We start from the raw sequence: 23,446 nt of genomic DNA on the forward strand, positions 1-23,446 counted from the left end.
AATTTGGGTAGTATTCTCTGTAATCAAGATAAGTGGGTTTGTGAATCATCTGCTTACCTTTGCCTGCAATTAGAAAATTATAAAGGCTTTTCCTGAATCAGGTTATTTAATTGTTATTGGCATGAAGCGCATTTTAAAAGTCTTATTGGGCTTAATTTTATTTTTATCTTTAATTACTATGGGGATACTCAATCAGTTTAAATTCGGACAGCACCCAAAAGGAGAGCGTTTAGAGCGCATCAAAAAATCTGCTAACTATCAAGATGGTGCCTTTAAAAACCTTAGCGATACCAAGGTGATGACCTCCGATAAAGGGACCTTTCGGACCATGTTGGATTTTATGCTTTCCAAAAAGGTGGATGTAACACCTACCGATTCCTTACCTTTTGTTAAAACCAATCTTAAGAACCTCAATCAAGAAGAGGACATATTGGTATGGTTCGGACACTCCTCTTACTTTATGAGAATAGATGGAAGCACTTATTTGGTAGATCCTGTATTTTGTGGTTATGCAGCGCCTTTTTCTTTTATGAATAAAGCCTATAAAGGAACCAATAATTACCATGTGGATGACTTGCCTAATATTGATTATTTAATCATATCACATGATCATTGGGATCATTTGGATTATGAAACCATTTTGCAGTTGAAGCCTAAAGTCAAACAAGTGGTTTGTGCTTTGGGTGTGGGACAACATTTGGAGTATTGGGGGTATGAAACTACCATGATACATGAATTGGATTGGTATGAAGGCATCTCCTTTGGAGATGTAAATTTTACGGCAACACCAGCGCGTCATTTTTCAGGTAGAGGTCTGCGTCGAAATAAAACCCTATGGGCTTCATATGTGCTAAAAACCCCAAGTTATAATTTCTATATCGGTGGTGATAGTGGGTATGATTCCTTTTACAAAGAAATTGGAGCTAAGTATGGTCCTTTTGATCTGGCAATTATTGAACAGGGACAATATAGTGAAGACTGGAACCAAATTCATTTGTTGCCCAAGCAATTGTTTCAGGTGGCCGAAGACTTAAATGTACAGCGCGTATTTCCTGTGCACAATTCCAAGTTTGCGCTTTCTGGTCACCCGTGGTATGAACCTTTGAATGAGGCTTTAGAAAATAAAGAATCTGAAATAGCTTTGGTAACTCCTATGGTAGGAGAGTTGGTAAGCTTAAACGATAGTACCCAAGTATTTTCTTCTTGGTGGAAAGACTTGAAGTGATGAAAAGAGCTTCTATTGAATTTAAATCTTTAGATTAGTTTAAATTTCGATATTCTAAAGGAGAAATTCCCATATTTTTTTTAAACATTCGAGTAAAGTGTTGCGGATGTTTGAAACCTAACTCAAAAGCAATTTCGCTGATGGATTTTTCCGATCCGAACATTTTGGTTTTGGCTACTTCTATTAGTTTTAATTGAATATGTTCCTGGGCCGATTTACCAGTCTCTTTCTTTAATAAATCACCTAAATAGTTTGGAGATACACATAAAATGTCGGCGCAATAGCTTACTGAAGGTAAGCCATGTTCAGAAGGTGCTCCAGACTGAAAATAATCTCTAATAATTTTTTCAAAGCGCGCTAAAATATCTTTATTGACATGGCTTCGCGTGTTGAATTGACGTTCGTAAAACCGCTTGCTATAGTTGAGAAATAAATCAATGTAGGAAACAATTAAGGTTTTACTGTGTGAATCAATAGCATGCTCAAGTTCATATTGAATATTCGAAAAACAATTATTGATAATATCCCTTTCTCGAGCAGATAAATTTAAAGCTTCATTTACTTCATAGGAGAAAAAGGTATAGCTATTAATTTGATCACTTAAGGGTGTTCCCAGAATCAAATCTGGATGAAATACCAAAGCAAAGCCTTCGCCTTTTTTTTCTCCTTTTCCCTCTATACCGAAAGCTTGACCTGGAGCCATAAAAATCAGAGAGCCTTCCTCATAATCGTAGTTATTGACACCATAAGTAATATTACCACATTTGGCATCCTTTAAAAAGATGGCGAACATGTTCATTTGTGCTTTGGTATAGCGGTTTGGCTCAACTTTAGAATAATCAAAAACAGGTAATTGCGAAAAATCTATAAAGCTTATTAAGGGGTGTAGTGTTTCAATACCGAGAATGTGATTGTACTCGGTCACTGAATTTATTTGATAGATCTTGTTCATATCAATAGAAAATTGTACTGCAAATTAAAGCACAATTTTTTAAATCCAATATGACATGTGTATATAAGCCGTAATTCTGGTAGGTCAATCAGGAATGCGGGTCTTTTTTTTATAAGAGTTACTTGGATATTTACAGTGATTAAAATGAAATGGTTGGAAATCGTTTAACTGTTTGATAATACGGATTTAAAATAATGTCAAAATAAATCAATAAAAATGAGGTCAGTTACAAATATTCAAGTTTTGGATTCTTTTAGAGTAAAGGCTCAATTGGGTTATTTCCTGTTTCATATGTCTTTTTTGTTTTTGGGGTCCTTGTTTTGCGTTCTATTGTTTAGTTGTGATTCAGGAGTTAAGAATCAAGAACGTAAAAACCTCGGTTTGGAAACAAAATCCCCTGAATTGGTACAAACCGGTTTGGGTGTAATAGAAGGAGAGCGGTTTGGATCGGTGGTCCGATTTTTAGGGATTCCATATGCTCAAGAGATTTCGGGAGCTAATCGATTTGCTCCTCCAAAGCGCATAAAGCCTTGGGAGGGTGTTCTATCGGTTAAACAATATGCGGATACAGCACCACAACAAGCAGCAGATCCCACTAGTGGTTCTCCAGTGACACCAGCTTTTGAAGCGCCTAATTATGTGAAAATAGGAGATCATTGTTTGGCCTTAAACATATGGAAGCCAATTGAGATAAAAGAAAAATTACCAGTTATGGTATGGCTTCATGGTGGAGGCTGGACCAGCGGGAGTGGCTCATGTAAAATATATGATGGGGAGAACCTTGCCAAAAGAGGAGACGTTATAGTGGTAACCATAAATCATAGATTGGGAGCTTCTGGATTAACAGATTTCTCAAGAGTAATAGGAGGCGATTTTGAAAATTCTTCCAATCTGGGGATTCGGGATATCATAGCTGCTTTAGAATGGGTAAAAGATAACATTGCAGCCTTTGGAGGTGATGAGAATCTAGTGACGATTTTTGGAGAATCTGGAGGCGGATGGAAAGTAAATACCCTATTAGGAGTCCCATCAGCAAAAGGGTTATTCCATCGCGCTATTGTTGAAAGTGGTCCTCTAACTCGCTTTTTAACCCCAGAAGAGGCCGATGAAATAGCCAAGAGTGTTCTGGAAGAACTTCAAATAAAACCCGGAAATGCAGAAGCATTAAATAGTATTTCTTTTCAAGATGTATTAAAGGCTGAGGCGGCTGTAATGAAAAAGATGCCAATGTCCTTTCAAGCTCCAGGATTTCCTACGGGATTCTGGCCAGTAATAGATGGAGACATTATTACTGAACATGTTTACGATCAAGAAGCTGCTCCAAGTGGTAAGGATGTTCCGTTGCTTATTGGGCAAACAGGTACCGAATTCACTTTATTTATGTTAAGGGATAAGGCGGCATATGAGCTTGATGATTCAGGTTTGAAGACGCGTATTATTAACATGTTTGGAGAGCTGTTAGCTTCAAAAATTTTGCAAGCTTATAAAAATGACTTTCCTGAATATTCACCATCAGCCTTATGGTTTAGAATTTTTTCAGACTATGCTATGGGGGCTTTAAGTTCAGAAATAATGGATGTACGATCAGTTGCTGATGCAGCTCCAGTTTATGCCTATCGTTTTAATTGGCAAACACCTATTTCTGATGGCAAACTATACTCTCCACATACCATAGAAATCCCTTTTGTATTTGATAATGTAAAGACTGAAGCAGGAATAATCATGACTGGTGGAGGTGAAGAAGCTAATGAATTGGCAAAAACTGTTTCAAGTGCCTGGGTGGAATTTGCAAAAACAGGAAAGCCATCTTTGGGAAGCGATTCTGAATGGCCTGTTTACACTCAAGAAAATCGTGAAAGTATGCATATTGATATACAAAGCGAAGTGAAACCATACATGAATCCTACTATGGTTGAACTATTTCATGATATTTTATGGGAACGAGCAGGGTTAAAACAATAATCTAAATACCTAAACTTTAAAAAAATAAATATAGTCTATGAAAATTTATGCTAACAATTTTGTAAACCAATTATACTCTCTTATTGAAATCAGCCAACAAAAAACAAATGCACAAGTAGGTACTTCTTTAGGGGCGCTCCTAAAAGTATGGCTTCTAATGTTAACGCCACTTTTAGGGATAGCGCAAGTGGAAGAGGATTCATTAAAACAGAAAGTAAATAGAGCCATACAGGCAGAGTTTCCTAGAACTAGAAATTTTAATTTGGAATATGACCATTCATTTTCTCGAGATTTTGAGTCTGAATTTGCTGATGAAGATTTTACTGAAGGAGCTATTGTGAATCAACAGTCGGTTAATTTTACTGCAAATATCTCTGTATTTAGTAAGAACAAATGGCAAGTTTTAGCTTTTGGAAACTATCAGCATTTCCAGTTTGAATTTCAGGATTTGGTTTCCATGTCTGATAATTACCCTATAGCATTTAGCTCCAATACAAGAGACTATAATTATTATTCGGTTGGAGTAAGTTCAACCTACTACAGTTCACTGTTCAACAAACCTTTTATTTATGTTGGGCGCCTCATTGCAGATGGTTCCAATAAAGGTTTCGAACGCATTAAAGGATTTGTGAGTGGATCTATTGTTTTAAAAAGGAATGCTCAAACGACTATTACTTTGGGTCTATTGGCAGTTTTGGATCCTTCGGCACAAATTCCGTTTTCTCCTCTTTTTAGCTATTTTCATAAATTCAAAAACTCGAAATGGGAGTTGGATGTTATTTTGCCCCAACGCATTTTAATGAAACGACCTATAGGGGCTAAAAGTAGATTGTCTTTAGGGGGGACATTTGGGGCAGATGCTTTTTATGTCAATTCCGATTATACGTATTTGCCAGATACTTATTCTTATAGTCAATTAAAGGTAGATACAGGTATCATTTATGAATATCAAGTTGCCAAAAATGTCATAACTACATTTAAAGGAGGAATAAGAAATTATATCAGTAATAGATTGACCGAGAAAACGACACAAACGGAAGATTATATTTATAGAAACGATCAAGATGTTACAGGGTATTTTAATATAGGGGTATCATTCAACCCGTTTCCAATACATGTTGGACAATAAATATTTTGCTTTAATATTGTTAAAATAGCGTTAAGGAGACTAGGAGGGTTAGGTTTGATTTTCTTAACTTTGTGAGATGGAAGTAAAAACACAACGTTCAGTATCCCCTTTTAATAGTGAGCTTAAGCTCAAGGGTTTTAATGTTTTTAGTATAGCAGAGGATAGTAGTGCTACTAAAATCTACAGTCGTAAGGACTTTTATAAAATTTGTCTTTCTACGGGTAAAAGTATCATTCACTATGCAGACAAAAGCTATGAGCATGAGGGAACCATACTGTTCTTCGGAAACCCACATATTCCATACTCATGGGAAACCATTTCAACTAAATATGAAGGGTATACTTGTCTTTTTTCTGAGGAGTTTTTAAAACTTTCTGAACGTTCTGAGAGCTTGCAACAATCGCCTTTGTTTAAGATTGGAGGTACTCCCATTTTAAAAATTTCAGAGGAGCAACGCTTGTTTCTTAATAGTATCTTCTTAAAAATGATGGAGGAACAAGAGGGAGAATATGCCTTTAAGGATGACTTAATGAGGAATTATATTCAATTGATGCTTCATGAGGCCATGAAAATGGAACCATCAGACAACTATGAGCAACATGGCAATGCTGCATCCAGATTAACTTCCGTGTTTTTAGAACTTCTTGAGAGACAGTTTCCCATAGAAACTGCAGATGCTCCATTAAAGCTCACTACGGCTCAGCAGTATGCAGATAGACTTTCGGTTCATGTCAATTATTTAAATCGTGCAGTAAAGTCTATAACAGGTAAATCTACTTCTACACATATCACAGAGCGTATTGTTAGTGAGGCCAAAGCACTTTTACAATATACCAATTGGAATGTTAGTGAAGTGGGCTATGCGCTTGGTTTTGAGTATCCTACCTATTTTAACAACTTCTTTAAAAAGCAAACCGGAGTGACTCCTAAGACCGTTAGAGTCGATTAGGTTTGAATATTATAATTTTTGATTTGATTTTCGTTATCTCTTAAGCGGTTAACGCCTGTACCTTTGTATCATAGTTTTTAAGTAGAAATTATGAGCAAATTGAATACGGAAAACAAGCAAGATATTTTTGATAGAATAAAATCTGGGGAAGTGGTATCATACACAGACCCCGATTTTTATAAACTCGCTTTACAGTCAGAGCGAGCAATAGGGTTATTGGTAGCTCTTAATGCTTCCAAAACACTAGACGATATCAGAAAGAATCTAAGTGAACTTACAGAGAGCAAGGTAGATGATACGACTACCATTTACACCCCATTCAGTATTAATTACGGCAAGAATCTAAAACTTGGTAAAAATATTTTTATCAACCAAAATTGCCAAATGTTGGATTTAGGGGGAATTACTATAGAAGATGATGTTATGATAGGTCCGCGTGTGAATCTACTTTCTGAAACTCACCCTGTCGAACCGGAACAAAGAGAGGCATTGATTGGCAAACCCATTCATATAAAAAAGCATGCTTGGATAGGTGCAGGCGCTACCATTCTTCCAGGGGTTACCGTAGGAGAGCATGCCGTTGTGGCTGCTGGGGCAGTGGTTTCCAAGGATGTTCCAAGTCGTACCGTTGTTGGGGGTGTTCCAGCCAAAGTAATTAAAACAATCTAAAACAAATCAAAATGAGAAATATCATATTAATAACTATGGCCATGATGTTTTCCTTAACGGGAACCATAGGTCAAACAAATAAAAAATTAAAAAACATGAGTGCAACAGCAGAACATTATACGTTTACGTTAAGTGATAACGTAACCAGAGAGAAAGTAACATTTAAAAATCGCTACGGGATTACATTAGCTGGTGATTTATACACACCAAAAAATAGTGAAGGGAAATTAGCTGCCCTAGCCATTAGTGGTCCTTACGGAGCTGTCAAAGAGCAAGCTTCAGGATTATATGCCAATCAAATGGCAGAACGTGGATTCGTGGTTCTTGCTTTCGATCCGTCCTATACGGGTGAAAGTGGCGGAGAGCCTCGTCACGTGGCATCACCTGATATTAATACAGAAGATTTTAGTGCTGCTATTGATTTTCTAGGATTGCAAAACCAAGTTGATAGAGAAAAAATAGGGATCATCGGGATATGCGGTTTTGGAGGATTTGCGCTTAATGCAACAGCAGTAGACAAGCGTGTTAAAGCCGTGGCAACAACTAGTATGTATGATATGTCAAGGGTTACAGCGCAAGGATATTTTGATTCCATGACACCAGAACAACGCAGTCAAATGTTGGAGCAAATGAGCCAACAACGTTGGGTGGATGCTGAGAATGGAACATCGGAATTATCAGGTTTAGGATTGCCAGAGAAAATAACTGGTGAAGAACCAGAATTTGTACAAGGTTACTTTAATTACTACAAAACTGAAAGAGGTTTTCACCCTCGCTCTATTAATTCAAATAGTTCTTGGACAAAAACCAATGGGTTTTCTCTTATGAATATGCCAATTTTGACCTACATCAAAGAGATTTCACCCAGACCAATTTTGATAATTGCCGGTGAAAATGCACACTCCAGATATTTCAGTGAAGATGCCTACAAAGCAGCTAGTGAACCTAAGGAACTTATGATTATTCCAGGTAAAGTTCACACCGATTTATATGATCAATTGGATGTGATTCCATTTGACAAGTTGGAATCCTTTTTTACCGAAAATCTAAAATAAAATGACAAGGCCCATATGGGCTTTGTTTTTCTAATATCTATTGAAAGATGTCAGCAATCAATAACATTATGAAGACGATTTTAGTCCTATTCCTTTTGGGGTGTTTGGGATTTTGGTTTTTTAGAACAAAACCAGTAGAGAAGACATCTTTTCATTACATAAACATACAAGATATGAAGTTGAAAATTACTTTTTCAGATACGGAGTTATCGGCCACGATTTACGATAATCCCACAGCTAGGGATTTTGTCTCGTTACTTCCCTTAACCATAGAATTAGAAGATTATGCCAATACTGAGAAAATATTCTATCCTGAAAGAAAACTAACGTCTGAGGGAGCTCCAAATGGCTATCAACCTTCAAAAGGTGATATAACCTATTATGCACCTTGGGGCGATGTGGCCATATTTTATAAGGATTTTGGTCCTGCTAGCGGTCTTATTAGCTTAGGAACGATAGATGGTAATGGTATTGACTTGCTAAAGAAGGTGGGAAAGGAACCCGTAACTTTTGAGTTGGTGAAAAATTAATAAATAATACAAATGAGCAAAACAAAAATTAAAGTTGGATTTATTGGGTTGAATCCTGGGAGTCATTGGGCTGCGACGGCTCATCTTCCTGCATTAAAAGCCTTGTCAAACACATTTGAGGTAGTAGGTGTGGCTAATAGTAGTTTGGAAAGTGCAGAGCGTACCGCAGAAGCACTAAATTTAAAATATGCCTTTGAAAATTATGAAAAATTAGTCCAATCACCTGACATTGATTTGGTAGTGGTTACTGTAAAGGTGCCTTATCATTTTGAGTTAATTCAAGCTGCTTTAGAAGCAGGTAAACATGTTTATTCGGAATGGCCATTGGGTAATGGATTGGAAGAAGCGCAAAAGTTAGAGGCTTTGGCGAAAGATAAAGGTGTTGTGGCCGCTATTGGAACTCAAATGCGTTATGCTCCTGAAATTACTTATTTAAAACAACTGTTAGAGGATGGTTTTGTTGGTAAAGTACTATCCACAACACTTATAGGTACAGGTGGCAACTGGGCAAATGAAACACTCTCAGAATATTATTATTTGTTTGATAAAGAGAATGGGGCTTCTATGTTGGAAATTCCTTTAACCCATACATTAGTTGGACTAACAGAGGTCTTAGGTGGAATTGATAAGGTCTCCGCCAACATGTTCAGTAATTTTGACCAAGTTAAAATTACTGAAACAGGAGAAGTAAAACCGAAAACAACCGAGGATCAAATCATGCTTCAAGGTCGTTTAAAAAGTGGAGCAGCTCTCTCAGTTCACTACAGGGGAGGGGTATCCAAGGGAACCAATTTGTTATGGGAAATTAACGGAACCGAAGGAGATATTCAAATAACTGCCGATAGTGGCCATGGGCAAATGGCACAATTGAAAATTTCTGGAGCGAAATCTACCGATGAGAAGGGGCTAAAACCAATGCATCCATCCGACGCAGTTTACGAGGGTTGGCCAAAATTTCCCGGAGCTCGTAATATCGGGCACATTTATAAGCGTATTGCAGAAGACATTTTAACAGGATCTCATAAGGCTCCAAATTTTTGTGATGGTTTGAAATGGCATGAACTTATTGAATTTATCAAACAATCTGCTCAAAATAATAACAAATAATCATGGCTTTATTAGATGATTTGAAATGGCGTTATGCTACTAAAAAATATAACCCTTCAAAAAGGGTGTCAGAAGAAAAAATAGATAAAATTATTGAAGCCGCCAGATTAGCGCCTTCTTCATACGGGATTCAGCCTGTAAGGGTAGTTTGCGTGAGTAATCAAGAAATTAAAAAATATATGGTACCCGTGGCTTGGAATCAAAGAATTATAGCAGATTGTTCTCATGTGTTGGTTTTTGCTGCATGGGATAATTATACACCCGAACGGGTAACCAATATGTTTGATGTGACCACCAATGAAAGAGAAATCCCTCAAGGGTCGGCTTTTGGTTCTAATACCGATAACATTGCGAATTCCCATTATAAAATGTCAACAGAGGAAACCATCCGGGATACTGAAAGACAAGCGTGTATTGCATTTGGCCTAGCCATTGCACAGGCTGCTGAGCTTAAGGTAGATGCTACTCCCATGGGAGGCTTTGACAAATTCGCTTTGGATGATATGTTGGGGTTAAATGAAAAAGGACTCAAGAGTGTTTATTTATTAGCACTTGGGTACCGAGAATCAGAGGGCGATTGGATGGTAAATCAAAAAAAAGTAAGAACACCTAAAGAGGATTTTGTACTAAAATTGAATTAACAATAATACACATGAAAAGAATACAATTACTATTAATATTTGCTTTTATGCTTGGAACTGTTGGTTTTGCGCAAATTACTGTACCATCACCAAGTCCAGCAGCTTCAGTTTATACCCGAGTTGGTTTAACAGATGTTACCATTGATTATTTTAGACCTAAGGTTAGGGGACGTAAGATTTTTGGATCGGATGATGCCGCACTTTTGGCTTATGGCGCTTTATGGCGTACAGGTGCTGGAGATGGGGCAGTGGTTACTTTTTCCACTGATGTGACCATGAAAAACCAATCAATAAAGGCAGGTAAGTATTTAATATTGACCATCCCTGACGATAAAGACTGGACTTTTATTTTATATAAAGACCTCAATATCGATGGTGCTAATTTAAGTGGGAATTTCAAGGAAGAAGAGGTGGCATTTAAGACCAAAGTAACTGCATATAAAACAAAAGAGGAAGTACAGTCTTTAAGCTTTCAAATAAGTAATATTAGTGATGATAACACTTCAGCTAATATTGAATTTGCATGGGCAAACGTAGGGTTTAAGGTGCCGTTTCAAGTTGTATTTGATGATGTTGTTATGGATGATATTGCAGCCAAAACAGTAGTAGAGCCTATTAATTATATTAAGGCGGCAAGGTATTATTTAGAGTATGATAAAGATTTGGAACAAGCGCTTACTTGGGTGAATACCTATCTGGAAATGGAAGGTCATGATACCCACTTTTGGTACATGTACTTAAAAGTACAAATATTAGCAAAGATGAATAGAAAAAATGAGGCTATAGATGTAGCCGAGAAATCCATAGCATTGGCAAAGAAAAGTGCTCGTGGAGATTTAGGCTATATCAAAAGAAATCAAGCTATTATAGATTCATTTGAATAAATATATACATGTCTCATAAATTAATCTCAGATTAAACTATGGGAGATATTGTTGAAAACTATGGAAATAATTAGAGATACATTTTACGAAGGAGAAAGACCGTTGTATGCGGCAAAGGATTTGCGTCTAGAAAATGTGAAAATATATCCAGGAGAATCAGCCTTAAAAGAAGCGCAAAATATTGTTGCTGATGACTGCTATTTTATGGGGAAATATCCGTTTTGGCATACTAATAATTCTGAAATACGAAACAGCCATTTTACAGTGTTTTCAAGAGCTGCCATTTGGTATTCCAAAAATTTACGCATGTTCGATACTTTAGTCGAAGCACCTAAAATGTTTCGTGAAATTGATGGACTTTATGTAGAGAATGTCAAATTTACTGAGGCAGGGGAAACCTTTTGGAATTGCAGAAATCTGGAGTTGAAAAACGTGGAGGCTAAGCAGGCTCCTTATATATTTATGAATAGTAGCAACCTTAAAATTGAAAATTTAAAATTACAAGGTGATTATTCATTTCAGGATGCTAAAAATGTTGAAATAAGAAATTCATATTTAGATTCCAAAGATGCGTTTTGGAAAACTGAAAATGTAACAGTTTACGATTCTGTGATTATAGGAGAATATTTAGGTTGGAATTCCAAGAACCTAAAATTTGTGAATTGTAAAATAGGAGGAACGCAACCACTCTGTTATGTAGATAATTTGATTTTGGAAAACTGCGAGTTTTTGGACGATTGCGATCTCGCTTTTGAATATAGCACCGTAAATGCTGATATAGTGAATCATGTTGTTAGTGTAAAAAATCCATTAGGAGGTCATATAAAAGCAAAAAGTATTGGGAAGGTTATTTTGGATGAAAATTATAGGAACCCTGGAGCATGTAAAATTGAAACTATTGAAGAGGTAGAGGCATAAATAATGACGTATAATTTTGACGAACCGGTAAACAGAATACACAGCAATTCTTATAAATGGGATACGGCACCTCATGGTGAGGTGTTGCCTATGTGGGTGGCAGATATGGATTTTCGTACTGCTCAGCCCATAATTGATGCCCTTGCTAAACGAGTGCAACATGGAGTTTTTGGTTATACAAAAGTACCTGATGCTTATTTTCAAGCAGTTACTAATTGGTTTGAGAGAAGACATGATTTTAAGTTTAGTGCAAAATCCTTACTATTTACTACAGGAGTGGTGCCAGGATTGTCTGCCGTTATTAAAGCATTAACGCATGCTGGAGATCAAGTAATAGTACAGGGCCCTGTTTACAATTGCTTTTTTTCATCCATAAGAAATAACGATTGTGAAATGGTGTCAAATGATCTTGTGTATGAAAATGGTAAGTACAGTATTGATTTTGAGGATTTGGAAGAAAAGACCAGTAACCCGAAAGCTAAGTTAATGCTGCTTTGTAGTCCCCACAATCCGGTAGGAAGGGTGTGGAAGAAAGAGGAATTAGAGAAAATTGGTGAAATCTGCATTCGTAATGAAGTAATTGTAGTGGCTGATGAAATACATTGTGACTTGGTATATCAAGGGCGTAAGCATATTCCTTTTGCATCAATTAGTGATGAATTCTTAATGCATTCAGTAACTTGTACAGCTCCTAGCAAAACCTTTAATCTGGCAGGGTTACAAGTAGCAAATATTCTGGCTGCTGATGATACATTTAAAGCAAAAATAGACAAAGCCTTGAACATTAATGAGGTTTGCGAAATTAATCCTTTTGCGGTTGAAGGGCTTATAGCAGCTTACAATGAGGGGGAAGAATGGCTGGAACAACTTAAACAATACCTCTGGGGAAATTACACATATCTAAAAACGTTCTTTGAAAAGAAGTTGCCTCAATTTAAGGTATTACCATTGGAAGGAACTTATCTAGTTTGGGTAGACGTTAGAAATCTTAATTTAACTTCAAAGGAAATAACTTCAACCTTACTGGAAAAGGCAAATCTTTGGATAAATGAGGGCACGCTTTATGGGGAAGCAGGTGAAGGATTTATAAGGTTGAATATTGCCTGTACCAGAGCCTCTCTTGAGGAAGGACTTGATAAGCTTTTTAACGTATTTGGAACTATGTAATGGGAAAGAGAATTAAGTTAGATATTATTTTAGCTTATTTTCTCATTTATGTGGTATGGGGTTCTACCTACTTTTTTATAGATGTAGCTTTAAAGGGCTTTCCCATATTTTTATTAGGTACACTTCGTTTTTCTGTAGCGGGTATTATAATGCTTATGTGGTGTTGCCAACGTGGTGAAGCGTTGTTTGATAAAAAACTCATTATAAGATCAGCCATTAGTGGTTTTATGTTACTCTTTGTTGATATGACGGTCATCATGCTTTCAGAACAGTATGTGACTAGTAGTTTAGTGGCCATTATTTCTGCCTCAACAGCCATATGGATTACCTTACTTGATGTACCCATGTGGAAAAATAATTTTAAAAATACCTGGGTAATTCTGGGAATAAGTTTAGGATTTATAGGGGTGCTTTTGCTTTATGTGGAGCAGTATGTTAGTCACAAGTTAGATTCGTCCCATAATTATGGAATCGCGATTTTGATTTTTGGATGTATTTCTTGGGCATTAGGGACTTTGTTTACCAAATATGTTACTTCAAATGAGGAAAAGAGCAAAGGCTTTTCCGGTACAGCATGGCAAATGATTTTTGCCTCTCTCATGTTTGGGATCTTTAGTTTAGGAAGGAGAGAGACAGTTTCGATAGACTTTCAAAATGTTCCTGTTAGTTCATGGTTCTCATTGGTTTATCTAATTGTTTTAGGATCTGTTTTGGCTTATTCAGCTTATATATGGTTATTAAATAAAAGACCTGCAACCGAAGTGGGAACACATGCTTATGTAAATCCTCTTGTAGCAGTTTTTTTTGGATCTTGGATTGGAAACGAACTTGTATCAATACTCCAAATCTTTGGATTGTTTGTAATATGTGTTGGAGTCATGTTGGTGAATAAGACAATAAAACAAAATAAAATTAATTTAAAATAGAAGATTATGAAAGTGATACTTATAGGAGCAAATGGTAAAGTAGGAAGACTCATAGCAAAGAAAATGAGTCAATCTAATTTCTTTAAACCTACGGCTTTTATTAGAAATGAAGATCAGAAAGCTTATTTTGAAAACTTGGGGATTCCAGTTCTTATTGATAGTTTGGAAAATTCTGAGGAGCACCTTTCGAAAGTGATTGAAGGCTTTGACGCAGTCATTTTTTCAGCAGGTTCAGGTGGTTCTACGGGTTATGATAAAACAATAGAAATTGACCTTTATGGTGCTGTAAAAATCATAGAAGCTTCCAAAAAAAATCATGTGAAGCGGTTTGTTATGGTAGGGGCCGCGTTTTCAGATGTTCCCGAATACTGGAAACAACCGGGAATGAAACCATACTATATAGCTAAACATTTAGCAGATAAAGAGCTCATGAGAAGTGGATTGGACTATACAATCCTAAGACCTGTTCGTTTGACTGATGATGAGAAAGCAGGAAAGGTTAAGATGACATCAAACCCTTTCACTTTGAATGAAGAAATTCCAAGAGAAGCTGTGGCAGAAACCGTTTTGGCTGTTTTGGATGCCCCACGAGTTTCCCAAAGGATAATAGAAATGAGTGAAGGAGAATTGAGTATTCAAGAAGCCTTAAGCCAGTTAGAATAGAGGTGCCATTTTTATTACGTTCGACCAAATTAGGGTCAAAAATGCAGATAAAATGAGCTTTGGTTTGAATTTCGTAAGTATCGGTTTGAATTTATTAAAACCACGGATGATTTAAGTTGTACCTTAGTAATATCATTTTTAGTTGAGTAATCAACTGATTTTAAGCGGGTAATTGAATATTCTTTTTCCAATTGAGAGTCCCTTAAAATCATTTTAAGAATTTAGGTAGTTGCTCCAAAACTATTTCAATGTTCTTAAATCTTAATTTAATTATAAGATTGAGTTAAGATAGCCTTAAAATAAATCAATAACACTAAACATTAAAAAATATGAAGTATTTCAAGTTTTCCTTATTAGTCATATCGATTGGATTTTTAGGTCTTTTCCAAAGTTGTAAACAAGCACCTGAAAAGCAAGAAGAATTGACAAATCAAACAGAAGAGAAGCCAGTAACTACAGATCAGGCTGTTTCTGATTTGAATTTTATTTTTCCTAAGGGTCAAAAGGGGCCTGATAAAAATTTTACAGGCAACGCATACAATTATGGGATAGTGATGGATACAACCTTAACTACCATCGTTGGTAATGTGTATTTCGAACCGGGAGCAAGAAGTAATTGGCATAAACATCCAGCAGGCCAAATTTTAGTCATAACCGATGGGGTAGGATATCATCAGATTGAAGGACAACCTATTGAGGTTATTAAAAAGGGTGATGCCGTAACATGTCCACCAGATACCAGACATTGGCATGGAGCAAGTAAAGAGATTGGTTTACAGCAAATGTACATCGTGCCTAATATCGAAAAAGGTGTGGTAGAATGGATGGAGCCGGTAACCGATGAGCAATATAATAACCTGTAAAATTTTGAATATGAAAGATCAGAACAAACCTGAAGGTAAAGGACAATCTAGAAGAAATTTTATCAAACAATCTGGCACCGTAGGAGCTGGGGCCATGTTAATGGGATCTATGCCTTTTTTAGGAAATGCCTTTAACACCAATACATCAAACGATACAAACACGATTATAGATATGAGTAAAAATATAAAAACAAAAGGCTACGCAGCCAAAGACGAATCTGGGAAATTAAGTCCATGGGAATTTGAAAGAAGACCAGTAGGGGATGATGATATTTTGATTGATATCAAGTTTGCAAGTATCTGCCATTCTGATATTCACCAAGAAAAAGGACATTGGGGAAAGCAACAGTACCCTCAGGTCCCTGGTCACGAAATTGTTGGTGTAGTTACAGCAGTTGGTAAAAACGTCACTAAATTTAAAGTAGGAGATAGAGCAGGTGTTGGCTGTATGGTAGATAGCTGTATGGAGTGTGAAAGCTGTACACATGGTGAAGAACATTTTTGCGATAGAGGTCAAACATTATTCACATATGGAAACAAAACTGATGCAGAACCAACAGGAATTACTCAAGGTGGTTATTCAGACAAGTTAGTTGTTAGAGACCATTTTGCTGTTCATATTCCAGATCATATCACTTTTGAAGAAGCTGCGCCACTTTTATGTGCTGGTATCACAACTTACTCGCCATTAATGAGAGCTCAATTTAAAGTAGGAGACAAAGTTGGTGTTGCAGGTATTGGTGGTTTAGGACATTTAGCTGTTAAAATTGCAGTGTCTAAAGGTGCAGAAGTTTATGCGTTTACAACAACACCAGATAAAGTGGAAGACATTAAATCTTGGGGTGTAAAAGAAGTTATTGTAGTAGATGACGAGTTTAAAAACATGCAAGCTTACAACAAAACTTTAGATTATATGATTTCTACCATTCCGTATCAATTTAATGTGACGCCTTACGTCATGTGTTTAAAACCTGGTGGAACATTCACGTTTGTTGGTATGCCAGAAGGATCAGAAATCACAATCAACAACTTAATGTTAGCATTTGCAAGAGTTAATTTCAATTCATCTTTAATTGGAGGTATTCCAGAAACTCAAGAAGTCGTTCACTATTGTGCCGATAATGGTATTAAGCCAAGTATTGAGATTATTGATGCAAACCAGATTAACAATGCTTGGGATAAAGTGGTTAACAAAGAAGCAAGATACAGATATGTTATCGACGCTTCAACATTTTAATTAACAATAAAAAAAGAGAAAAAATGATTTTACAAGAAACATATAAATTAAATAATGGAGTAGAAATTCCTAAAATAGGTTATGGGACTTGGATGATAGATAATGATGCTGTTGTCGATGCTGTAAAAACTGCAATTAACGTTGGTTACACGCATATCGATACAGCTCAAGCATACCAAAACGAAGAAGGTGTTGGTAAAGCAATTAAAGAAAGTGATGTTGCAAGAGAAGATTTGTTTGTAACAACAAAATTAGCGGCGGAGGTAAAATCTTATGACGAAGCTGTAAAATCAATAGACGAATCTTTAAAAACCATGGGCTTGGACTATATAGATATGATGATTATTCATAGTCCAAAACCTTGGCAAGAATTTCAAAACGAAGACCGATATTTTGAAGGAAACCTAGAAGCTTGGAAAGCTTTAGAAGAAGCTTACGAAGCAGGAAAACTAAAAGCTATCGGAGTTTCAAACTTCAAAAAAGAAGATTTAGATAACATTTTAGAAAATGCAAAAGTAAGGCCTCAAGTCAATCAAATTTTGGCGCACATCACAAACGTGCCAACAGATATGATCGCGTATGCTAAATCTAAAGACATTTTAATTGAAGCATTTTCACCATTAGGACATGGCGAATTATTCAAGAATGAAGAAGTTAAGGCGATAGCAGATAAATACGGGGTATCTGTACCTCAATTGGCAATTAGATATGATTTGCAATTGGGCTTACTTCCGTTGCCTAAAACCCAAACACCGGCGCACATGAAGTCTAACGCAGAGGTTGATTTTGAAATTTCAGCAGAGGACATGGAAACATTAAATAACATGGAAGAGATTAAAGATTACGGAGAGGCTAGTAATTTTCCAGTATTTGCGAAATAAGTTTAAAAATAGAATTATAAAAACATAGAAATGAAAATTTATAAAAACGGGGAAATCCCATCCATGAAAGGACCAGATGAATGGTTTACAGGAGATGTTATTGTAGACCCTTTATATCAAAATATTGAAAATGTAACCAAAGGGGCTGCAGCTCTAGTAACCTTTGCTCCAGGAGCAAGAACAGCTTGGCATACACACCCTGCCGGACAAACGTTAATTGTGCAATCGGGATTGGGTTGGATTCAAAAAGAAGGTGGACCCATCGAAGAAATTAGACCTGGGGATATCGTTTATTTCGAACCTAATGAAAAACACTGGCATGGTGCTTCGGCCAATAAAGCCATGAGTCACATTGCTATTCAAGAAGAAGTGAACGGGGAAGTTGTGACTTGGATGGAAAAGGTGTCAGAAGAGCAATACTCAAAATAAGGGTACTAAAGTATAACGTTTTTTAAGGTATAGGAGGCTTAACCAATAATTTTATCCAGTTAAAACTGAAAATATAGATGTCAAAAATTTTTATAACGGGATCGACAGACGGTATAGGCTTCTTAGCAGCTAAGCAATTGCTTAAAGAAGGGCATGAAGTGCATCTCCATGCTCGAAATGATAAACGTGCCAGTGATTTAAGACAGAAACTTGAAAAAGAAGCTCCAGTTCTTACGGCCGACCTTTCTGATATAAATCAAATCAGGAGGTTGGCTCGAGAGCTGAATGATTTTGGACCGTATGATGCCATTATTCACAATGCAGGAGTTATTTCGGTACCTTCTGAAGTAATCTTTACAGTAAATGTTTTGGCTCCTTACATGTTGACTAAATTGGTTGAAAAACCCGAACGTCTCGTTTACTTAAGTTCTAGCATGCATAGAGACGGAAACGCATTTGAATCCGAATTAAACCTCCAAAAGGTAAATTATTCCGATTCAAAATTGTATCTCACAACTTTGATGCGAGTGTTCGCTCAGCAAAATCCAGAGCTGTATATTAATGCAGTAGATCCAGGTTGGGTACCTACAAAAATGGGAGGGAGTGGTGCGCCAGACGATTTGAAGAAAGGTTATGAAACGCAAGTTTGGTTGGCAACTGGCCAGGATCGAGAAGTTTTGGTTTCAGGAAAATACTTCTATCATAAAAAGCAGCAAATACCAAATTCCCTTATAGATAATGAAGCTTTTCAGGAAAGATTGCTCGCAGTCTTTGAAGCATACAGTAGAGAATAAAAACATAACAAAAAAAATATGCCACATTTTCAAATTAATCTGTTAGAAGGCAAAACAGAAGAGCAGAAACAAGCATTAGTAACCGAAGTTATTAAAGCAGCTCAAAAAACGATTGGAATGGGAGATGATTCCTATTCGGTATCCATTGAAGAATTTACCTTAGATCAATGGAAAGAAGACGTTTACCCTAATAAAATTATGGGTGATGAAACCATCTTGGTTAAGAAGCCAGGATATCAAATGTAAAGGAACTTATGAGTAAAGAATTAAATCATTTAACGCAAGAGGACGTTACTACTATTGCTGAACGCAACGATTTTCACATTGCACCCTTTCGCGAAGACGGAGAAACCTATGGTACCTTAACTTGGATTTGGGTTGTTGAGGTCCAGGGAGAGTTGTATGTGAGGGCTTACAATGGTACACGTTCTAGATGGTATGAAGCAGCTATACAACAAAAAGCTGGAAAAATTAAAGCTGCTGGTTTGGAAAGAGCAGTAAAATTTGAGCCTGTTTCGGGAGCTGTAAATGATCAAATTGATGAAGCCTATAAACTAAAGTATTCGGGGAGTCCGTATTTGGGATCCATGATTAGTGAAAGATCTAAAGCAGCTACAGTTAAAGTGTTTTAGTTCGATAAAATATGAAGGAAAAACAACAAGGGTTGTGGGCCATTTTAGGTGCTAATACCATTTTCGGACTTAATATACCGGTAACCAAAGCGCTCATGGAATCATGGATGACCCCCATTGGCTATACGGTAACTAGAATGTTCTTTGGCGTCTTTATCTTTTGGGTCATAGCATCGTTTTTAAAAAGGGAGCAAGTCCATAAAAAAGATTTTCCTATCATTTTCTTAGGAGGTGTTATGGGTTTTGTTGGGACCCAATTCCTTTTTTCAAAAGCATTACAATATACCTCGCCCGTTATTTTTTCTTTACTCATGGCACTTACACCGGTAGTGGTTTTGGTACTATCATCGCTATTTCTAAAGGAAAGAGTTTCTTTGAGAAAGATTATCGGTATTGCTATCAGTATTTCTGGAGCCATTCTTATAATTGTGCTGAGTAATACGGGAAATGAGATAGCAGGAAATCAGTTTTTAGGAATCTTGTTTTCTGTTTTATGTGTACTCTGCTATGCTGGATATTTAGTGATGACGAGAAAGGTATCCATGACATACCAACCAGTCACCATTGCCAAATGGATGTTTTTGATTTCAGCTTTGGTGGCTATTCCATTTAGTTTTTCAGGGCTTGAGAATCAAAGAATTTATTCAGGTGAGGGCACGGTTTTAGCTTATGCTTTCTTAGCATTTGCTTTGTTGTTTTCAACAACATTGGCCTTTTTCTTAATGCCTTATGCCTTAAAAAGATTAGAAGCAAGTACTGTAAGTATCTTTATGAACTTACAACCAATAATTGCTTCAATAGTGGCCATGTTAGTAGGCCAAGATCGTTTTACATGGGACAAGCCTTTAGCGGTTATTTTGGTGGTCGTTGGTGTGTATTTGGTGACCACACAATCAAAAAGAAAGCGAAAAAAAATGGCATATAATAAAATATGAACTCCCTTAACTGATTAATAGCTTAACTTCTAAAAGGGGAGTTTAAATGAGGCGCAGAATGCATTCTGCGCCTTTTATTTTTTTATTTTATTTTAACTTCGGTGGGCTTTAGCCAAGGTGACGAGAATCTTACAATCACATCTTTAGGATCACTGCCTAATTTCACATAAGCAATTAGTCGACCGTGGTAAACACGATGTTTGTTATCCGTATAATCACTCATGTCTTTGTTATTGCTAGCCTCCAAGCCTAATAAAAAGGCATCTCCCGTTATAGAACAGGTCACTTCGTTATCAGATAGCATGACTGGTACGCCGTCTTTGTCAACAACCTGTAGTATGATTTGAGCCACATCACCAGGCTCAAGGTTATCAGGTATTTCTGAAATAATTTTCAAGGCTTCTGGTCTATCAGATGAAACAATCGCATCTTGACTTATGGTATTCCCTTCTTGATCAAGTCCTAGAACTTCTAGCTTGCCCTTGGTATAGGGTATATCCCAATAAATAATACCATTGGTAGAGTCGTAGGACTTACGTTCTCCAACTAGTTCATCATTGAGATAAAGTTCAGCTTGTGCGGCATTGGTATAGCATACAACTCTGATAAGTTGCCCTTCTGAATAGTTCCAAATGGCCCAAGCATCCTTTGACGGGGTGGTTTCTTCATAATCCTCATTGTCGGCATCCAGTTGAGACCAAACATCTTCGGCCTGATTTTTACTGCCCTTACCCGGAGTTGGATAAGTTCCCAAGTAAGCCATCGGTTGGTCACTCCACAATGATTGTCTAAAAAAGCCCCTAGGTTTAATAAAACCACCAAAATCCAAAAGACCAGAATAAAAACCGCGGGAAGGCCAAGAACCAGATTCCCCAAGGTAATCAATCCCTGTCCAAAGAAATTGACCGAATACAAAATCACGAGAAGTAACCGCTTCCCAAGCACTGTAATCATGGCCATTTTCGCTGCCAAAAATCACGCGATTAGGATATGCCTCATGGTCATGGTCATATAAGCTTTCGGTATAATTATATCCTGTGATATCCAGAGCAAAGGGGTACTCGGTTTGATTAGACATAGCCACTCCAGCCAGTCCGGCTGTGGTTGGTCGGGAGCGGTCATAGGTTTTGACTACTTCAACGAGGCGTTTGGCAATATCACCAAGACGTTTGGCATCGGGAGCATCTTTTTTATAACCACCAAAAATGGGTTGTGTAAAACCTGTTTTTTCACCACCATCCAAAACAGGATGGGAGTAAGGATCGTTTGGATAATCGACCTCGTTACCAATACTCCATGCAAAAATGGAAGGATGATTTCTATCCCGTTTTATCATATTGGCTAGGTCTTTCTCAGCCCATTCGTCAAAGAAATCATAAGAACCTTGGTATCCTGGAGTACCTACATTCCATCCTTCAATCCACTTTCGTTTTGGATATTCCCATTCGTCAAAAGCTTCATCCAATACCAAAAGGCCCAATTCATCACATAACTCATACAAATCTGGTGCTTGTGGATTGTGACTTGTTCTTATGGCATTAACCCCTAGTTCTTTTAGAGTAAGCAAACGTCGTTTCCATACGGCTCTAGGTACAGCTGCTCCTAAAACGCCACCATCATGATGTAGACAAACGCCTTTTATTTTCATCCATTCCCCATTAAGTGCAAAACCTCGGTTGGCATCAAAGGTAAAATCTCTAAAACCAGTAGTAGTGATAGTTTCATCTAGTACTTCAGAACCTTTTAAAACTCGAGTTCTTAAAGTATAAAGATTTGGGGAATCTATAGACCATAACTCTGGACGTTTCACTTTTAATGACGTTTGGATTTGACTATTTGCATGAGCTTCTACGCTCATAGATTTGGAGGAAGTTGCAACTACTGAACCTTCTGGGGATAGCAGCTCATGTTCTACCTGAACCTCTTGATTGTTATCGGTATCATTGGTTAGAGCAACCTCTACTTGTAATTGGTAGTTCTTATTCTGTTTTTCAGGATAAGCGTAGACACCCCATTCGGCAATATGAATGGGATTGGCATATACCACCCATGCATCGCGGTAAATACCAGATCCTGTATACCATCTGGAATCAACAGATTGGCTGTGATCCACCCTGACTGAGATGAGATTGTCTTGACCGTATCGTATGTAAGGCGTTGCATCCAAAAGGAATGATACATATCCATTGGGATGCTTTCCCAAGGATTGTCCGTTCACAAAGATTTCGCTTCGATTGTAAATCCCCTCAAAATAGAGATACACCTTGTCACCGCTTTTCTCAGTAGGAATGCTTAAGTGTTTTCGATACCAGCCTATTCCACCTGGTAAATATCCGGTGGCACTGGCCAAAGAAGGACTTAAAGGCGCTTGAACGCTCCAATCATGAGGAAGGTCAACAGCTTGCCATTTAGAATCATCAAGGGAATGGGAGGAGGCATCTGGTATGTCTCCCAATTGGAACAACCAAGAGTTATTAATCAACTCGGGATTGCCAAATGATACTTGTGCTGCACTTGGAGTGAGAGCTAGTAAGAACAAACATACGATTGCGAAAGCGGGGAGGATATTAATTGATTTCAAGGGTAATGTGTTAGAAAATAATAGGTCTTACAAAGTTAAGCTTATAGGAGAAAAAGCAACAAAAATCTTGAGTAAAATATTCAAGACTATTTCATTAAGATTCTATTTTTTGTAAAATTTAGAACTGTTTCAGTTTTATAGTAAACTAATAAAAAAGGATAAAGGAACGTCCATTTTGGTTGCAAAGAACATGGTTAGATAAAACTTCAAATGAATTTTAAAAACCAACTTTAAATTGTTAAATTACAATCTCTTGAAATCAAATCCCCTAGCTACTTAAATTTTAAACTACCTATTGGCAAGTTTTGGATAAATCT

General features: G+C 37.0%; 24 protein-coding genes. 22 read left to right on the forward strand and 2 right to left on the reverse strand.

Annotation, left to right across the window (positions count from 1 at the left end):
• Positions 1–121 precede the first annotated feature (121 nt).
• Positions 122–1,225: an MBL fold metallo-hydrolase gene (locus tag LOK78_RS14450; protein ID WP_232635391.1), complete on the forward strand. Its 1,104-nt coding sequence runs from the start codon at positions 122–124 to the stop codon at positions 1,223–1,225.
• A gap of 34 nt (positions 1,226–1,259) precedes the next feature.
• Here the strand turns inward: LOK78_RS14450 and LOK78_RS14455 are convergent, their stop codons facing one another.
• Complete coding sequence (locus LOK78_RS14455; protein ID WP_232635392.1) at positions 1,260–2,177, reverse strand: helix-turn-helix domain-containing protein; 918 nt, start codon at positions 2,175–2,177, stop codon at positions 1,260–1,262.
• Between the two features lie 216 nt (positions 2,178–2,393).
• Between LOK78_RS14455 and LOK78_RS14460 the strand changes: the two genes are divergently transcribed.
• The 21 genes from LOK78_RS14460 to LOK78_RS14560 all read left to right on the forward strand — a co-directional run bounded on the left by LOK78_RS14460 (position 2,394) and on the right by LOK78_RS14560 (position 20,548).
• On the forward strand, positions 2,394–4,139 hold the full coding sequence (locus tag LOK78_RS14460) for a carboxylesterase/lipase family protein (protein WP_232635393.1): 1,746 nt from the start codon (positions 2,394–2,396) through the stop codon (positions 4,137–4,139).
• 37 nt (positions 4,140–4,176) lie between these two features.
• Positions 4,177–5,268 (forward strand): DUF6268 family outer membrane beta-barrel protein, encoded by a 1,092-nt coding sequence (locus tag LOK78_RS14465; RefSeq protein ID WP_232635394.1) that lies wholly within the window; start codon positions 4,177–4,179, stop codon positions 5,266–5,268.
• A gap of 76 nt (positions 5,269–5,344) precedes the next feature.
• Entirely contained in the window at positions 5,345–6,217 is an 873-nt protein-coding gene (locus tag LOK78_RS14470) for a helix-turn-helix domain-containing protein (RefSeq protein WP_232635395.1), read from the forward strand.
• Between the two features lie 90 nt (positions 6,218–6,307).
• Positions 6,308–6,886 carry a DapH/DapD/GlmU-related protein gene (locus LOK78_RS14475; protein WP_232635396.1) on the forward strand — a complete coding sequence of 193 codons (579 nt, stop codon included), beginning with the start codon at positions 6,308–6,310 and terminating at the stop codon, positions 6,884–6,886.
• 11 nt (positions 6,887–6,897) lie between these two features.
• On the forward strand, positions 6,898–7,941 hold the full coding sequence (locus LOK78_RS14480) for an alpha/beta hydrolase (protein ID WP_370465577.1): 1,044 nt from the start codon (positions 6,898–6,900) through the stop codon (positions 7,939–7,941).
• A gap of 68 nt (positions 7,942–8,009) precedes the next feature.
• A complete protein-coding gene (locus tag LOK78_RS14485) occupies positions 8,010–8,471 on the forward strand; it encodes a cyclophilin-like fold protein (RefSeq protein WP_232635397.1) in 462 nt (153 codons plus the stop codon).
• Positions 8,472–8,483: 12 nt separating this feature from the next.
• On the forward strand, positions 8,484–9,578 hold the full coding sequence (locus LOK78_RS14490; RefSeq protein ID WP_232635398.1) for a Gfo/Idh/MocA family protein: 1,095 nt from the start codon (positions 8,484–8,486) through the stop codon (positions 9,576–9,578).
• A gap of 2 nt (positions 9,579–9,580) precedes the next feature.
• Positions 9,581–10,219 (forward strand): NAD(P)H-dependent oxidoreductase, encoded by a 639-nt coding sequence (locus LOK78_RS14495; protein ID WP_232635399.1) that lies wholly within the window; start codon positions 9,581–9,583, stop codon positions 10,217–10,219.
• 11 nt (positions 10,220–10,230) lie between these two features.
• Entirely contained in the window at positions 10,231–11,103 is an 873-nt protein-coding gene (locus LOK78_RS14500) for a DUF2911 domain-containing protein (RefSeq protein WP_232635400.1), read from the forward strand.
• A gap of 60 nt (positions 11,104–11,163) precedes the next feature.
• On the forward strand, positions 11,164–12,021 hold the full coding sequence (locus tag LOK78_RS14505) for a DUF3737 family protein (RefSeq protein ID WP_232635401.1): 858 nt from the start codon (positions 11,164–11,166) through the stop codon (positions 12,019–12,021).
• Positions 12,022–12,024: 3 nt separating this feature from the next.
• A complete protein-coding gene (locus LOK78_RS14510; RefSeq protein ID WP_232635402.1) occupies positions 12,025–13,188 on the forward strand; it encodes a MalY/PatB family protein in 1,164 nt (387 codons plus the stop codon).
• Positions 13,188–14,114, forward strand: coding sequence for an EamA family transporter (locus tag LOK78_RS14515; RefSeq protein WP_232635403.1), 927 nt, complete (start codon positions 13,188–13,190; stop codon positions 14,112–14,114). Before LOK78_RS14510 ends, LOK78_RS14515 begins: the two co-directional genes overlap by 1 nt.
• 6 nt (positions 14,115–14,120) lie before the next feature.
• Complete coding sequence (locus tag LOK78_RS14520) at positions 14,121–14,777, forward strand: SDR family oxidoreductase (RefSeq protein WP_232635404.1); 657 nt, start codon at positions 14,121–14,123, stop codon at positions 14,775–14,777.
• Between the two features lie 329 nt (positions 14,778–15,106).
• A complete protein-coding gene (locus LOK78_RS14525) occupies positions 15,107–15,640 on the forward strand; it encodes a cupin domain-containing protein (protein WP_232635405.1) in 534 nt (177 codons plus the stop codon).
• A 10-nt stretch (positions 15,641–15,650) separates the two neighbouring features.
• Positions 15,651–16,877, forward strand: coding sequence for an NAD(P)-dependent alcohol dehydrogenase (locus tag LOK78_RS14530; protein ID WP_232635406.1), 1,227 nt, complete (start codon positions 15,651–15,653; stop codon positions 16,875–16,877).
• Between the two features lie 23 nt (positions 16,878–16,900).
• A complete protein-coding gene (locus LOK78_RS14535; protein WP_232635407.1) occupies positions 16,901–17,758 on the forward strand; it encodes an aldo/keto reductase in 858 nt (285 codons plus the stop codon).
• Positions 17,759–17,788: 30 nt separating this feature from the next.
• Positions 17,789–18,187, forward strand: coding sequence for a (R)-mandelonitrile lyase (locus LOK78_RS14540; RefSeq protein WP_232635408.1), 399 nt, complete (start codon positions 17,789–17,791; stop codon positions 18,185–18,187).
• Between the two features lie 77 nt (positions 18,188–18,264).
• Entirely contained in the window at positions 18,265–18,981 is a 717-nt protein-coding gene (locus LOK78_RS14545) for an SDR family NAD(P)-dependent oxidoreductase (protein WP_232635409.1), read from the forward strand.
• A gap of 18 nt (positions 18,982–18,999) precedes the next feature.
• On the forward strand, positions 19,000–19,227 hold the full coding sequence (locus LOK78_RS14550) for a tautomerase family protein (RefSeq protein WP_232635410.1): 228 nt from the start codon (positions 19,000–19,002) through the stop codon (positions 19,225–19,227).
• An 8-nt stretch (positions 19,228–19,235) separates the two neighbouring features.
• The gene (locus LOK78_RS14555) at positions 19,236–19,613 is read left to right on the forward strand and encodes a DUF2255 family protein (protein WP_232635411.1); all 378 of its coding nucleotides are present in this window, start codon (positions 19,236–19,238) and stop codon (positions 19,611–19,613) included.
• Between the two features lie 11 nt (positions 19,614–19,624).
• A complete protein-coding gene (locus LOK78_RS14560; protein WP_232635412.1) occupies positions 19,625–20,548 on the forward strand; it encodes a DMT family transporter in 924 nt (307 codons plus the stop codon).
• 82 nt (positions 20,549–20,630) lie between these two features.
• Here LOK78_RS14560 and LOK78_RS14565 read toward each other — a convergent pair whose 3' ends face one another.
• Positions 20,631–23,129, reverse strand: coding sequence for a glycoside hydrolase family 2 TIM barrel-domain containing protein (locus LOK78_RS14565; RefSeq protein WP_232635413.1), 2,499 nt, complete (start codon positions 23,127–23,129; stop codon positions 20,631–20,633).
• Positions 23,130–23,446: the final 317 nt, after the last annotated feature.

This window comes from Mangrovimonas futianensis (assembly GCF_021245805.1).
In the GTDB taxonomy this organism is placed as follows: Bacteria; Bacteroidota; Bacteroidia; order Flavobacteriales; family Flavobacteriaceae; genus Mangrovimonas; species Mangrovimonas futianensis.